This window comes from Bacteroides faecalis, assembly GCF_003865075.1.
GTDB lineage: Bacteria > Bacteroidota > Bacteroidia > Bacteroidales > Bacteroidaceae > Bacteroides > Bacteroides faecalis.
The window spans coordinates 82887-96898 of the sequence record NZ_BHWB01000015.1; the positions used below are offsets into that span (position 1 = coordinate 82887).

The following is a 14012-nucleotide window of genomic DNA, read 5'->3' on the forward strand; positions in this document are numbered from 1 at the left end:
AGGGAAAGTGTGGCTATGTTCTACAAAGTGTGGGGACAACTCCACACTTTTTTGTGGAATATAAAAAAGGGGTAAAATTATAAAAGTTTGATAATTAGTGTATTTATTAAAACAGTAGTGTATTATGTCAAATTGGAATGGATCTTGTACAATATAATTGTATAAATACACTCCAGTTTTGAAACTCCAGTGCAATAGCAAAGGTTGTTTTTAGATTGGCCGGATAAGAATTTATTTACTTAAATACTTAAAAATAAACTCCTTATGAAAACGCCTTTGTTTATCTTGCTCCAGGCTACTGGAGGTATTAGAAATGAAGTAAACACATTCCTTAGTGATTATGCCGTTCCGGTGATCGCCATGCTCCTGATCGTGGGAGTGGGGATCGGTGTGGTGATGAATTATGATAAGATTATAGACCGGGACGGACAGGGAACAAGAAAAGAGGGTATTGTAAACTTACTCTGGGTGGTTGGTTACATCATCATCGGGCTTGCGATCATCGCCGCCGTTATCGCACTTATCAATAGCAAACTTAAAATGTCCCTCTAATGGACTTCCAGGTTAGAAAGGGGCTGGAAACACCCCTGAAAGTGCATGGAATGAGAACGAAGTTTTTTTGCATCTATTGTATTATCCTGGCTGTGATTGTTCTTTTTGTCGTGGGCTTCCTGACAAGTGCCATGAGTGGGGAGGGATCTTTTTTGGCCTTTATCGTTTCGCTGGTGGCCGGGGCGTTCGCCTCTGTGGTCTTGCGGATCGTCTTTATCAACCTTTCCATGCAGCGCAAGTTCGGCAAGTTCAAAAGACAGGTATTTGTCATATCGAATAAGGATCTGTTAAACAGCCTGTAAACACTCTTTTTATGAAAATATCGGCAGCGCAAGCGTACTGTATCTTGGATACGGTAGGATCTTCCATACTTACCAAATCCGGCGAAATATCCGTTTCCTACCTGTTGGAATTGCCGGAGGCCTATTCGCTGGATCGCTCGGATCTGGAGGAAAGGCATAACGAGTTATTCCGGGCTTTCCAGTATGTCCGAACCGGGTTTATACATAAGCAGGACGTGTTTTTACGCAGGAAATTCAAGCCGGAATATGTGATCGAGGGGGAGGGCTATATACAGACGGCCGAAAGGAAGTATTTCGACGGACGGGAATACCTGCATCACTTCTGCATATTGTCCTTTACGCTTTCGGGACTGCAAAGCCTTGAAAAAGCGTACCAGGCCAACCCGTTGGCGTATAGCGAGAAACTGGCAAAGGCAGACCGGGACAGGCTGGCCGAGTTTCTGGAATCGGTGGAGAGTGCGGTTTCCATTATCCGGAATATCCGTAGCACGCAGATCCGGCCGTTGAACGTGGCCGAGGTGAAACAGCACCTTTTCCGGTACGTGAACGGTTTCCATGACGACGAGGGACTAAGGGATATACAGTGTTCCGATATGATAAGGATCGGGCAGAAGAAAGGGATATTCTTTGCCGTTTGTGATGAAAGGTATCTGCCCGACAGGATGAAAGTATATGTTACGGACAGCATTTTGCAGGAGGCAAACAGCCAGCTTTATATGTCAATGCTGGAAAGGATCGGCGTTCATGTGCCCTGTTCCCATGTGGTAAACCAGATATGGAAATTCGCCGGGGGAAGCTACCGGGAGGAACTGGCCGAGAGGGTGAAGCTGTTCGGCCGTTACCGGGAGTTTGACAAGGCCATAAAAAGCCGTTATGACGGCCTGGCCTCGTATGAGCAGGAGATCATCAACGAGGAAAACGTGCTTTGCAAAACGCACCTGAACGTGTTGCTGTTGGAGGACGACGAAACGATCCTGAACCGACAGACGGAACAGGTAAAAATGATTTTCACGAACGCCGGGTTTAAATATTACATTCCAAGTTACGAGGGGCTTTATAATATCTTCATCGGCTCGATCATCGGCCGGGAAAACAACCTGAATCCGGATTACCTGTTTCTTTCGGATCTGCATTCGTCGCTCTGCATGGGGATCAATTACTCTACGTTCCGCAGCGACAAGGAGGGGATCTTGTTTAACGAACGGCTGTATCAAACACCGATCCGAAAGGACGTTTGGGACGCAGATAAGAAACGCATTCCGGCACGTAACATGATTATCGTCGCATCGACGGGTGGGGGAAAGTCGGTTACGTCGTTGAACATCATCCAGCAGAACATCGAGCAGAATTATAAACAGATCGTCGTCGAGTTCGGAAAGAGCTTTTACCAGCTTTCGCAGTTGTACCCGGACAGGTCGCTGCATATTGATTATGACGGCAGCAGCCCGTTGGGGATCAATCCGTTCTATACGGCCGGGAAGCAGCCGGACAACGAGAAGATAAAGACGCTTGTAAACCTGGTGCTTAAATTCTGGCGGTCTAAGGCGATCATGGAGGACACGAAACAAGTTGTTTCGCTGACAAAGATTATTTGCCGTTATTACGAGGATATTCCCGACGGCCATTGTTTCCCGGACTTTTACAGGTACGTCCAAAGAGAGGGGAAAAAACTATATGAGTGTTTGAATATCCTGCCGGAATACTTCGATATAGACAGCTTCCTGCACGTGTGTTCGGAATTTATGCCAGGGGGATTTTATGAGAACGTGTGCAAGCCGTCCCCACTGGAGAACGATATGCAGAACCGGGATTTTATCGTCTTTGAGCTGACGAAGATAAAGAAAGATCCGTTCCTGATTTCCGTCATTATGACAATCCTTTTCGATACGATAGAGAACAAGATCCTTTCGGATCGTTCCGTCAGGGGGATGCTGATCTTTGACGAGTACGCAGAAAGCCAGTCTATAAAGGACACCTTTTCAGGTGCGGACATACATTCGACGGTGGCGTTCTGTTACCAGAAACTCCGCAAGGAAAACGGTGCGGTGGGTACGATCGTCCAGTCATTGGCGCAGCTTCCCGATAACGAGTACACGAAAGGCATTATCGCCAATACGCAACTCTTATACGTGCTTCCGGCCAACGAGATCGTTTACGACCAGACGGTAGAGGCGTTCCATATCAAGAACCGGAGCCACGTAAACCTGATGAAGTCGATCCGTAACGACTTTTCAGGGGTACGGCCGTATTCGGAGATATTCATCCGGTTTATGGATAGTTACGCAACGGTGGTACGCCTGGAGCTTTCACCGGAAAAATTGCTTGCGTTCCAGACCGACGGCGAGAAATGGAACAAATTGCAGGAGATTTACAAGGAGGCCGGAAACATGGAAACGGCCATAGAGAAGTATAAACAATTAAAACAGAAAAGTTATGAAACGGAAATGTCTATGTAGTTTGCTTGTGATGATGTGCTGTTACTGTACGGCGTTCGGCCAGTGGGTGGTGTCCGATCCGGCCTTGACGCAGCTATCGCAGATAACCTGGGCGAAAGAACTTAAACAGGCATACGAACAGTTTCAAGTGCTGGGGGAATCCAGGGACATACTGACTAAGAGCCTGGATCTGTACCGGCAGGTGAACGGGGTTATCAAAAACTCTAAAATGGTGTTGCAGGTGCTTTCCATGCAGGGGGAAATGTTGGAACTGGCGGCGAAAGAGTGCACCCGGTCGGACGTGTTTACCGGACAGGAGGCATACGGGGAATATACGAACGTGCTGAACAAGATCATGGAGGAAAGCGTGCTTTCCTTTGACCTGATCCGGACGATCATATCGCCCTCGGTGAGCATGACCGACGGGGAAAGGATAAAAATTATCGTGGATCTGGATAACAAGCTGAAAGAGAACCGGGACAAGATGCTCGACGAGAGAGCGAGGTTTAATACGGTCAATGACGCTATAAAACGGATTGCAGCCCTGAAATCAACAGCCAAGAAGTGAGCCTATGGAAGTGATCGACAATGTGATTAGCGCATACGAGGCCGTCAAGATGAACGGCGTCAGCCAGGGGATCATCGCCCTTTGTTCCTTTATCGCCGTTATCATCGTGATACAAAAGTTCGTGACGGCCTGGAAAGAGGCCTTTAGCGAGGGGGACAAACCCGTCGATATGAAACAGTTCTTCAAACTGTTCTATATCTATATTTATGTGTTCGCCATTATCATGGTCGCACCGTTCGCCTTTACGATCGTGGAAACGGCACTTGGGAATATTCAGAACGAATTGATAAGCCGTTATCAGGAGGACGTGGATCTAAGCATTGACGAGGCGATCGTAACCTTTACAAAGGACTATATCGAGGACGTACAAAGGCGGCATAACTGGGTAGGGCAGCAGATTCAGGAGGTTATCATGCTGCCGTTCAATATTGCGGCTTATACGATACTCCTGTACGCAACGAAATATATATTTTTCTTCTTTGCCGCCGCCAGGTATCTGTATCTTATACTCCTGGAGATCGTCACGCCGATAGCCGTAATACTCTACATGGACGAGAAAACGAGGCATTATACGCACGCATACCTGAAAAACCTGTTTGTCTGTTACATGACGATCCCGGCGTTCCTGATAGCCAACGCCCTGGGGTCTATCATTGCGGAGAATATCATGCACATGTGCGGACAGAACAAATATACCATGCTGGGACTTCTTTTCGCTTTCGTGTTCAAACTTTTCCTGTTTGCCAAAAGCGTGAAATTTTGTCGTGAACTGTTTTAAATCCTGATCTTATGAATAAAGACGATATACTGAAAGATTTTGATACGCTGGCCGAGGCCAAGCGCAAGGGGGCGGTAAACTTAAAATTGTGTCTGGGCTTTGCCCTGGTGGTGGTTGTCCTGGTGCTGGCCTGGGGACTGGTGGTGAATTTTACGGCACTGGATAAGGTGGTTGTGGTGGAGCGATCCGGCGAGTACCTGAAAACGCACGCCGAGGATAGCGAGGCCCTGTTTCTTGCCCTGGTGAAAAAGACGTGCGCCGAGGCGACCGGGTACGCTAACAGCTTCGATCGCCTGAACCTGAAAAAAAACCAGGCGCACGCCGCCTTTTATGTCAATAAGAACGATCTGAACGCCGTGTTCTCAAAGTATTATAATGATAAGGCCTATTTTGATGCGGTGCAGAATGGGGCAGTCTATAAGTGCGAGATAGACAGTATCCAGACGATCGCCGGGGACAATGAGCCGTACAAGGTGGCTTTCACTTCCACCCTGACGATTTACGGCGTTTCGGGGCAGAAGCTAAGATTTCTTATCAGGACGAAAGGGGAGATCGTGAGAACCACGCCGCAGTTTCCGGAGAACGTGACGGGATTTTTCTTTAACCAGTTCATACAGCAGATCGTCCGGATAGAACAAGAACCTGAAAAGAAGTAACGCTATGGATAAGGTCACGAAAACAAAAATAATCCTGTTCGCATCCCTGGGGATCTTCGTGCTGGTGGTGCTGGCCGTTATGCTGGCACTGACCGGGAAAGGGGATAACCGGGAAGAGGACGGGAGCGTGAACACTTCGCTTAGGGCGCAGCAGCAAAGCGATTTTACCCTGGACGATATGATGAATACGGACGGACGGCCGGAGTACGAGAATTTTACCGATGAAGTGTACCGGGAACGTTCGGGAGCTATGTACCGGGAAGATCCGGAAGTGATAGCCTTGCAGGAACAGTTAAGGCAGAACCAGAGAGCCGACAGTATGAAAGCGGCCGCAGCCATGAAACGGAGAACGGCGAAAGCCCGGCCGAAAAAGGAAACGCCGAAGAAGGAAGAGCCTGAAAGGACAGTAGGACGTTTCTTTTCGGGGGAAGAACCGGAGAACAAGGGGAATACGATAGAGGCCATTGTGTCGGGCGACCAGAAGATCACGGACGGGAGCGTGATAAAACTTGTCACGCTCCAGGAAATGCAACTACCCGGCGGCATGGTGATTAACAAGGGGACGGCCGTTTTCGGGGTGGTGAAGCTCGCACAGGACAGGATCAATGTAACGGTTGAATCCGTCCGGATCGGGAACAGCATCTATGAAATGCAAAAGACCGTGTACGACAGGGACGGACTGCCCGGTATATATGTACCATTGAACATCAAGGCGGAAGCGACAAAGGAGGCGGCCGACGAGGTGGTTAGCGATATGAATGTTACCTCTTACGGGACGGACGTTCTAAGTACGGGGGTTAATGCGGTGAGCAATGCGGCAAAGAGCGTGTTCCGGAAGAAGAACAACCAGGTCATTGTCACCGTTAAGTCGAACTATAAACTATATCTGAAATGAAAGCTATTTGTTCTTTTATCCTGGCGTTGGCCGTTTCCTCGGCCGGGGCGCAGATCCGCCCGGTGGAAAGCCTGCCTATCGCAGTGAATTATTCCAAGACGATACATCTTGTATTCCCTTCGGCCGTGAAGTATAACCAGGCCGTTACGGACTTCGTGGCCGTAGATAACCCGGAGAGCGTGCCTAATATCTTGCGCATAAAGGCCAACCGGAAAAGTTTCAGCAAGCAGACGACCGTCAGCGTGGCGACCGAGGGAGGTTTTTTCTATTCGTTTAACGTGACCTATGCCGACAGCCTGGAGCATACGAACTATTTCCTGCCCGATATGTCGAGCATACGGCCGGACACTATCTATCTGAATGAGGTGTCGCAAACGCACCTGATCGCACCGGAAAAGGTGATTTATATAGATTACGGCGATACCTGCATACAGGTAAGCAAGGCCGAGAATACCGAGAATATCGTGCGAATGATCGCAGCCACGGGAAAGGTGGAGGAATTTCCCAGGCAGACAAACGTGTCGCTGGCGACCGAAGGGGGGAAGTTCTACACGTTCAACGTGGATTATCGGCAGCAGCCGGAGGCGTTCGTCTATGAGATAGGGGAGAAACGGCCGGAGAAAAAGGCGAACGTGATCCTGACCGACAACATTATCCCGGCCGGGGAAAGGGATCAGGTCATGAGCCGGGTGTATAACGCAAAAAGGGGGATATTCAACAAGGGGATCGTTCGCAACAAGATCGTTTTCTCCGTGAACAACCTGCATATATATGATAACTTGCTCCTGTTTACCTTTGAGATCGAGAACAAAAGCAAACTGCCTTATGATATAGATTATATCCGGTATTACATCATCGACAAGAAAACGGCCAAGCTGACCGCATCCCAGGAAGTGGATCAGCAGGCTTTGTTCTCGGAGAATTATTCGCCCAGGATAGAGGGGAACGGCCGGATGAAATACGTGATCGCTTTCGATAAGTTCACCATTCCGGACGAGAAAGTTTTCCGTATCGAGATCAACGAGAAGAACGGAGGCCGTCACGTTCTTTTCGATCTGGAGAACAGCGACATCGTGAATGTGGAGGATATTTAGCCTTGCGATCCTTGCGCTGATCCCTGTCGGCCGGGTAGTGGCGCAGGACAAACGTTCGCTGATCGTGGAGGTGTTGCAGACCGCAGGGGATTACGGGGACATCGCCCCGGTGTGGGGGATCGTCCAAAAGGACGGGGATATTTACCGTTTCGTCCCCTCTGTCGCACCCCTGAAAGAGAAATACCGGATCTCCGACCGTTACGGCTACCGGACGCATCCGATAAGCGGTGAAAAGCAGTTTCACGCAGGCCTGGATATGGCGGCGGTGTATGCGGCTACCGTACACGCCGCAGCCAGTGGGACGGTGACGTTCGCAGGTGAAACGCCCGGATATGGGAAAACGGTAGTCGTTACGCACCGTTTCGGATTTCAGACCAGATACGCACACCTGACACTCATTTACACCCGGAAAGGTGCGGAGGTGGAAAAGGGGGACGTGATCGGGTTCGTGGGAAGCACCGGGATAAGTACCGGGAATCATTTGCATTATGAGGTGATAAAAAACCAAAAGAGAATAAACCCTTTAAATTTCATTTATGGAACTAAGTAATGAATTGAAAGTAGAAAGGATCAGGCTAAGCCTGACGGCGAAAAGCGTCGCCGAGGAAATGGGGATCAGCCGCCAGCAGCTTTGCAACATCGAGCAGTCGGAAACCGCCCCCGTGGTGGTGAAATACATCGCTTTTTTAAGGAGCAAAGGGGTGGATCTAAACGCCCTGTTTGACCGTATTATCGTGAACAAATAAAATAAATCGTATGAAAAAATTAGTTACCGCCTTGTGCGCTTTGGTCTTTTTGTCGTCTTGCGACGACGAACTGAAACTTGTCAGCCGGGATTTTTCCGTGACGCTGAAAAGTATAGACGTGGGTACGGCCGTAGTGGGGAAGCCCGTTAATTGCACCCTTACGATCTCGGATCTCGATCCGGACAACGGGGATCAGATATTGACACGCTTTGAGGTCAGGGACGGGGACGGCGTTATCCTGGTGGATAACAACGAATACAGCCCCGGAGAAACGTTTGAATATGATTTCAAGGCAAACAATCGGCTGGATTTCGATTTTATCCCGGCAACCGAGGGAGAGGCGTATATCGTCATGGGGGTAGCCAGCGAACTGGTGACACGATCCGACAGCATCAAGCTGAAAGTTTCCAGCCCGGAGATAAACATACGCTTCCGAAACGTGCCGGATCTTATGCTGGTATCGGAGGAAGCGGAATTTTATTTGCAGCTTGATACGGAACTTTACGGGGTGAAAGCGTCGGCCAGGTTCGTAAAGGGAAGCGGCCGGGTATATATTTCCGGGTATGATGCGACAAGGGGCGAGGGCGTGGCACTGGAAAAAAACAACCTGGTGACGTTCCGGCCGGATGCGACCGGACAGGCGGTGATCGAGTTTACCGTTTCAAGCCGTTACGGTCTGCCAGTGAAAGAGAATGTAACGATACAAGTAAATCAATGAGGTTATGAGAAAAATTGCCGTATTATCGCTCTTTTTGTGCCTGGTGGCCGTGTGCAGGGCACAATATATCGGAAGCCAGTATATGAACGTGAAGCTGGGCTATATCGTGGATGAAAGTCAGGTGCAGGGGACGTTCGGTTTTGGAAAGGTGTACAAGGCTTTCAAGGTGGGGGCAAACCTTAATTACCGGAATCTAAACCGGGATCTGGTAAAGGCAAACACCGTGACGGTCGGCCCGGAGTTGGCCTATTACGCCCTGAAAGGACGGAAATTCTCGCTCCTGGGGATCGCAGCCGGGACGATCGGCTACCAGAAAGCCAAGGCGAAAAGCGATCTTGTGTACCTGGCGAAAAGCAAGGCTTTCGTGTATGGATACGAGGTCGGGATAAGGCCGGAAATGTTGCTAAGCCCGAAAGTGGCTCTTTTTGCCGAATACAGGTTTGAAATGTTGTTTAACTCCATTCTCCGGAATAACAACCATGTCGGCCTGGGGTGCGTGATCTATTTATAAACTTAAATAATTGAAGGTATGAGAAAGTATTTGTATTTGTCGGCCGTATGCGTGTGCATGGCATTGTGTTTCGTCGGTTGCAGCAAGGACGACGACGAACCGGGAGGAAAAGGGGCGATGTATGAGGTAACGATCGAGCAGTCGGGAGATTTCCGCAGCTTCATTAAGTCGGTCGTGGTAGTCGCCAACGGTACGCGGTTGAAAGACGGGGCGACGGGGGAAAGCCTCGCAAGCCCGTTGATTCTAAGCGATGAAGAACTGGCCGTCGAAAAGGTGACGTTAACCACGACGGGAAAGGCGATCGAGTTCGCCGTTTCCGGTAGTGTCGTGGACGGGGAGGACGGTGTCGTGAACGAGCCGATGCAGTGGGTTGTGACCGTTTACAAGAACGGAAAGGAGATCGAGAAAAAGAGCCTTTCTTTCCGGGACGGGAAGGAGATCGGTATGGATGATCTTAATCTGTATTATAATTGACGTGACGACCTGAATGTCCCCCGGATGAATGTTCGGGGGATTTTTTTTCTTTTGGGCGTTCCCGTGGGACGGTCGGGCTTTACGTTTCAAGTCCTCGCCTAAAGGCTGTGGGCTTTACTCTGCAATCCCTAACGCATGGCTGAAAACTCCTCTTGCCGGTGGTGTTCTTCTTCATACAGCCTCATGCGTTCTTGTAATGCTTCTTTTAAATTGTCGCTTTTTTTCAGTCCGAGTTTGGCACGTATGTTCGCTCGTTGGCTGGTTATGTTTCCGCTACTCCGATGTAATAATTCGCATATTTGGCTGACGGTCTTGTCTTGCAGTATTAAACGGCAGATGTTTAATTCGGACGGGGATAAATTGGGATATATTCTCCTGATTGTATCAAGTTTACTTTTTTCCTTTTTCTGGTATGCGGCAAGGGCTGTAAAAAGATTTTCTTTGGATTGTTCCCCTATTATGTTTAACAGGGAGCTTGTCTTTTCTTCCGGGTTATTCTCGCTTAACAACTCGGCGAACGCGAATAGTTCTTCCTTTTTCATTTGGAGACGTTTCAAAAGCATTTCCTCTTCCTCTTTTAGCAAGTTGCTACTTTTTAGCAAGCTGCTGATATTACTGTGTAAGGATCTTCCTAATAAGGGGATCATGGTGTATATGATGATGATCAAAGGCAGATAACTGTATAGGAACGGTTCGTCGGTGATAAGTGTGCAGATTGTATAGGAAGCTATGGTAAGGGAGGACAATAGGATGGAGATATTACTCATATAGGCACAGATGGAAAGCATGGTAAATAAGAGAGAGATAGTAATGTTACTCATTATCAATGCTCTTTGATAACTATATTCATATCCGCTACATATTGAGCAATAAATTATTTCGATAAAAATCTCGATATGTATGGCTATCAGTATAATGGAAAAGGTCGTGGTCAGATTTACTCTCTTTTTAAAATAAGCGAGAGTGCACATAATGATAAACAGGAATAATACGCTGTTAATATAATAAAACCTCAAATCCGCAACTAAGCCCTTGAACGTCCTTATTGCGTTTACACGTCCTCTCATTACTGAATTTGCAGATAATTTGAACTTGAAGCACCCACTTCTGCCTACAATATCCCCTTACCCCACAATGTGACTTGAGGCAATACACAATATCATTCCCATAAGTTGTAGGCATTATCCAAAATCAGTCTGGAAAACATCTGCGTAAGCATTATTACAGGTATAGATGTTCAGCACATACCGCCTTGATGTCCTGATCCACTTGGCTGGTACAGAGATAAACCTGAAGACAAACGCTTTTATGCGACTTGTTGCATTGAGCCCGAACTTCTTTACGTCAAGTCTTTGAATAATGGCCTTGTAAAAGTTACGGATAAGTGCTGTAAGAAGAAGGAACACTGTGTTCTCTGCCATGAAGGATTTGGGCAATCTGTCCCACCCGAAACCATTGTTCATATCATCGAAGATACGTTCCTTTCCTCCACGAAGGTTATAGAACTCGACAATTTCTCTTACGGAAGAATCATAGTCGTTAGTCAGGATACAACGGTATGTGTATTCTCCTTCCCAAAAATCCTGCACACCATCCATCCGTTTCTGTCTTTGAATCACAAGTCGATATGCCTTACCTTTCCACTTCTCAACAAGGATAGAGTTCAATTCAAACTCAATGCCATTGATTTCCTCAGTTTTCCAGCCTTTGAGAGCAAAGGTGTCATTGTAGATCGAACTGCAGCGGTTAGCACGGATATAGAAGGACTTGCAGTGTTTTTCTATTTCCTCCACGATTTCCTCGGAACATGATCCACAATCAGCTCTGAAGCGATTGATAGTGAGCCCATTCTGTTCAAATCTCGCAAAGAACCTCTTCAGCGTGTCCTTCTGATGGAAACGAACATTTGTGTTACCATCGCTATTCTCTATACCGACTATCAAATCGCCAATAACCGCCACGCCAGGGCGATAACCAAGGAACTTCTTGTATGTAGGCTTTGCATCATACTTCTCTGTCTCTATGAACTGATGGTCGAAATCAACATCATACATCTCACCCTCTTTCAGTTGGCCAGATGCAAATATACAATTGAGCAATAAAGTATTGAGAGTGTCAGCCGTATTGAAATCGTAGGTCTTGCCCATATCTGATGTGTATGAAATGTTTTCTTGCGTCAACTCCTTTATCGCCCTGAGGATAGTATCAGAGCTACAAGTGCGAAGTGTCGGATGAAGCGAGAGGTGGTTCATCAAATGAGTAGTGACATCCTCAATACATGAACCGCTACAGAAGTAGATACTCATGAGAGAACGGATGATTTCGCTGTACTGATAACCGAACGATCTACACCTTAGACCGAGGGTTGAGTCGATTACAGATGATAATGTGGAGTCAAATTGCTCCATGATTGAAAATAATCCCCCAAAAGGAGTGAGTCTCTCAGATTTAATTTGTATCTTCGCCATGTCTATCGTCGGATTCTCTTGTTTTTTTTGCAACACTAAGATAAGTGAAAATTCTGACATGGCAAAATCCTGAGCAACTTTTTGTTGCTCAGGTACTTAAAAAGTTTAATTTATAATAGTGTTGCGGAATTAAGGTAAAACTGTTCATTGGGAAATGGAACTGAATATATGTATATGGGTGCGCATAAGACCAGCATGAGCAGGGATAGATGAAAGACTCGTTTTTGTTGATACGTTATTATCATTTCTCTTTCTTTTTTGTCGTAAGTTTGAGTTTTTATTGAACTTAGAAAAGAGGCGGCTTTTGTGCTGATTTTCATGTGTTTTATTGTTTTAAGTGTTATTAAGTATAATGTTTCCTGCAAAAATAACTGTTTTTTTTTTTTTTTTTTGTATGTTTAAGTACTTTTCTTTATGATGTTAAGTGTTTTTAATTGTTGTGTGGTTGTCTTTTTAAGTATTTATAAGTTTAAAATGCTTGTTTTTTGCTTTGGAGGTTGGTTTATAGGTGCGTATCTTTAGCGGTTGAAATTCAGGGGGGTGTAAAAGCCTGGGTTTGGATTGTCATATTAACAAATGATTAAATGACGAAAAGATGTTTTTTTATATTAAATGTGTATTGTTCGTGCTCGTGTTGAGTATAAGCGGAGAAATATCCGCTCAGGAGAAGCGTGATTCGGTAAGGATCTATTTTCATCAAGGAAAGGTAAATATAGATACATGTTTACTTGACAATGGGAACGAGATGGAGCGGTTTGCTAAAATCTGTTCCGCATTGAACGACTCCGTCCGTCTTATCAGGAAAATTCAAATAATAGGAGGAGCTTCCCCGGAAGGAGGGGGGCTGTTGAATGGAAGGCTGTCTGAAAAACGAGCAGAGGTTTTGTGGCGGTATATATCACCTTATATAAAGATTCCGGTATTGGAGAGGGATTTTCATTTTTCGGGAAGCGACTGGAACGGACTTATAACGATGGTGAGAGCGGATGTGAATGTTCCGGAGAGGGAGGATGTCCTTCGTTTGTTGGAGAAGATCGTCCGTTTGGAAAACCAGGACAGCCCTTATTGGGGGGGGAGAACTGAAAAGACTGAAAGGGGGGAGGCCATACTCATATTTGTATAAATTCCATTTTCCGAAACTTCGTTCGTCGATGGTGAAAATATGCTATGATAGTGATCCGATAAATCCCGTCAGAGATACGGTATATATACATACACGTGATACGTTGTGCATCCGTGATACCGTTACCGTCATAGCTCCGGTAAAGAAACGGCCGTTTTGCATGGCGGTGAAAACAAACTTGCTTTATGACGCTGTTTTGATACCTGACATCGGGGTTGAGTTCTGTTTGGGGAAGAACTGGTCTGTGGCCGGGAATTGGATGTATGCCTGGTGGAAAAGTGATCGGAAGCATAATTATTGGCGTATCTATGGGGGAGATGTGGAGTTGCGCCGCTGGTTCGGTCGGAGAGCGGTGGAAAAACCGTTTTCCGGGCATCATGTCGGATTGTACGGGCAGATCGTCACCTATGATTTCGAATTGGGTGGGAAAGGTTACTTGGGGGATAAATGGAGTTACGGGGGAGGCGTGGCTTACGGCTACTCTCGTTACCTGTGGGACATCGGTTCAATGTGGATTTCACGTTGGGAATCGGCTACCTTGGAGGATCGTACAAGGAGTACATCCCTTTGGACGGTCACTATGTATGGCAGACCACTAAAAACCCGCCGCTGGTTCGGCCGACCAAGGCGGGTATCTCTTTGGTGTGGTTGATCGGGCGGGGGAATTATAGCCGGAAGAAAGGAGGCAGGCA

At 47.0% G+C, this 14012-nt stretch carries 14 protein-coding genes and 3 pseudogenes; 14 read left to right on the forward strand and 3 right to left on the reverse strand.

The window, feature by feature from the left end:
• Positions 1-264 precede the first annotated feature (264 nt).
• Genes EJF25_RS19380 through EJF25_RS19440 form a run of 13 tightly spaced genes read left to right on the forward strand, consistent with a single transcriptional unit; the run spans position 265 to position 9729 of the window.
• Positions 265-552 (forward strand): hypothetical protein, encoded by a 288-nt coding sequence (locus EJF25_RS19380; protein ID WP_005842194.1) that lies wholly within the window; start codon positions 265-267, stop codon positions 550-552.
• Positions 553-602: 50 nt separating this feature from the next.
• Entirely contained in the window at positions 603-854 is a 252-nt protein-coding gene (locus EJF25_RS19385) for a hypothetical protein (protein ID WP_195582147.1), read from the forward strand.
• 11 nt (positions 855-865) lie between these two features.
• On the forward strand, positions 866-3310 hold the full coding sequence (locus EJF25_RS19390) for a TraG/VirB4 family ATPase (protein WP_125042335.1): 2445 nt from the start codon (positions 866-868) through the stop codon (positions 3308-3310).
• The gene (locus EJF25_RS19395) at positions 3288-3857 is read left to right on the forward strand and encodes a conjugal transfer protein TraI (RefSeq protein ID WP_122298757.1); all 570 of its coding nucleotides are present in this window, start codon (positions 3288-3290) and stop codon (positions 3855-3857) included. Before EJF25_RS19390 ends, EJF25_RS19395 begins: the two co-directional genes overlap by 23 nt.
• Positions 3858-3861: 4 nt before the next feature.
• Complete coding sequence (locus tag EJF25_RS19400) at positions 3862-4635, forward strand: hypothetical protein (protein WP_125042336.1); 774 nt, start codon at positions 3862-3864, stop codon at positions 4633-4635.
• Positions 4636-4646: 11 nt separating this feature from the next.
• Positions 4647-5291, forward strand: a complete 645-nt coding sequence (locus EJF25_RS19405; RefSeq protein ID WP_005842183.1) for a hypothetical protein — start codon at positions 4647-4649, stop codon at positions 5289-5291.
• Positions 5292-5295: 4 nt separating this feature from the next.
• Positions 5296-6186: a conjugative transposon protein TraM gene (traM, locus tag EJF25_RS19410; RefSeq protein ID WP_125042337.1), complete on the forward strand. Its 891-nt coding sequence runs from the start codon at positions 5296-5298 to the stop codon at positions 6184-6186.
• Positions 6183-7280, forward strand: coding sequence for a conjugative transposon protein TraN (gene traN / locus EJF25_RS19415; RefSeq protein ID WP_005842179.1), 1098 nt, complete (start codon positions 6183-6185; stop codon positions 7278-7280). The genes traM and traN overlap by 4 nt, the downstream gene beginning before the upstream one ends.
• On the forward strand, positions 7264-7830 hold the full coding sequence (locus EJF25_RS19420; RefSeq protein WP_125042338.1) for a M23 family metallopeptidase: 567 nt from the start codon (positions 7264-7266) through the stop codon (positions 7828-7830). The genes traN and EJF25_RS19420 overlap by 17 nt, the downstream gene beginning before the upstream one ends.
• Positions 7817-8026: a helix-turn-helix transcriptional regulator gene (locus EJF25_RS19425; protein WP_005842174.1), complete on the forward strand. Its 210-nt coding sequence runs from the start codon at positions 7817-7819 to the stop codon at positions 8024-8026. The genes EJF25_RS19420 and EJF25_RS19425 overlap by 14 nt, the downstream gene beginning before the upstream one ends.
• Before the next feature lie 10 nt (positions 8027-8036).
• Positions 8037-8744 (forward strand): hypothetical protein, encoded by a 708-nt coding sequence (locus EJF25_RS19430; RefSeq protein ID WP_122298765.1) that lies wholly within the window; start codon positions 8037-8039, stop codon positions 8742-8744.
• A 4-nt stretch (positions 8745-8748) separates the two neighbouring features.
• Complete coding sequence (locus EJF25_RS19435; protein ID WP_007756692.1) at positions 8749-9255, forward strand: conjugal transfer protein TraO; 507 nt, start codon at positions 8749-8751, stop codon at positions 9253-9255.
• An 18-nt stretch (positions 9256-9273) separates the two neighbouring features.
• Positions 9274-9729: a DUF4425 family protein gene (locus EJF25_RS19440; protein ID WP_014776477.1), complete on the forward strand. Its 456-nt coding sequence runs from the start codon at positions 9274-9276 to the stop codon at positions 9727-9729.
• A 128-nt stretch (positions 9730-9857) separates the two neighbouring features.
• On the opposite strand, the pseudogene EJF25_RS19445 reads toward EJF25_RS19440, so the two are convergent.
• From EJF25_RS19445 to EJF25_RS25875, 3 genes and pseudogenes are all read right to left on the reverse strand, one after another.
• A pseudogene (locus EJF25_RS19445) lies at positions 9858-10742 on the reverse strand (helix-turn-helix domain-containing protein); the annotation flags it as partial.
• Positions 10743-10910: 168 nt separating this feature from the next.
• Positions 10911-12197, reverse strand: a complete 1287-nt coding sequence (locus EJF25_RS19450; protein ID WP_009040242.1) for an IS1380-like element ISBf12 family transposase — start codon at positions 12195-12197, stop codon at positions 10911-10913.
• A gap of 113 nt (positions 12198-12310) precedes the next feature.
• A pseudogene (locus EJF25_RS25875) lies at positions 12311-12517 on the reverse strand (helix-turn-helix domain-containing protein); the annotation flags it as partial.
• Positions 12518-12792: 275 nt separating this feature from the next.
• Here EJF25_RS25875 and EJF25_RS19460 point away from each other — a divergent pair.
• Positions 12793-14012 (forward strand): annotated as a pseudogene (locus EJF25_RS19460) (DUF3575 domain-containing protein); the annotation flags it as partial.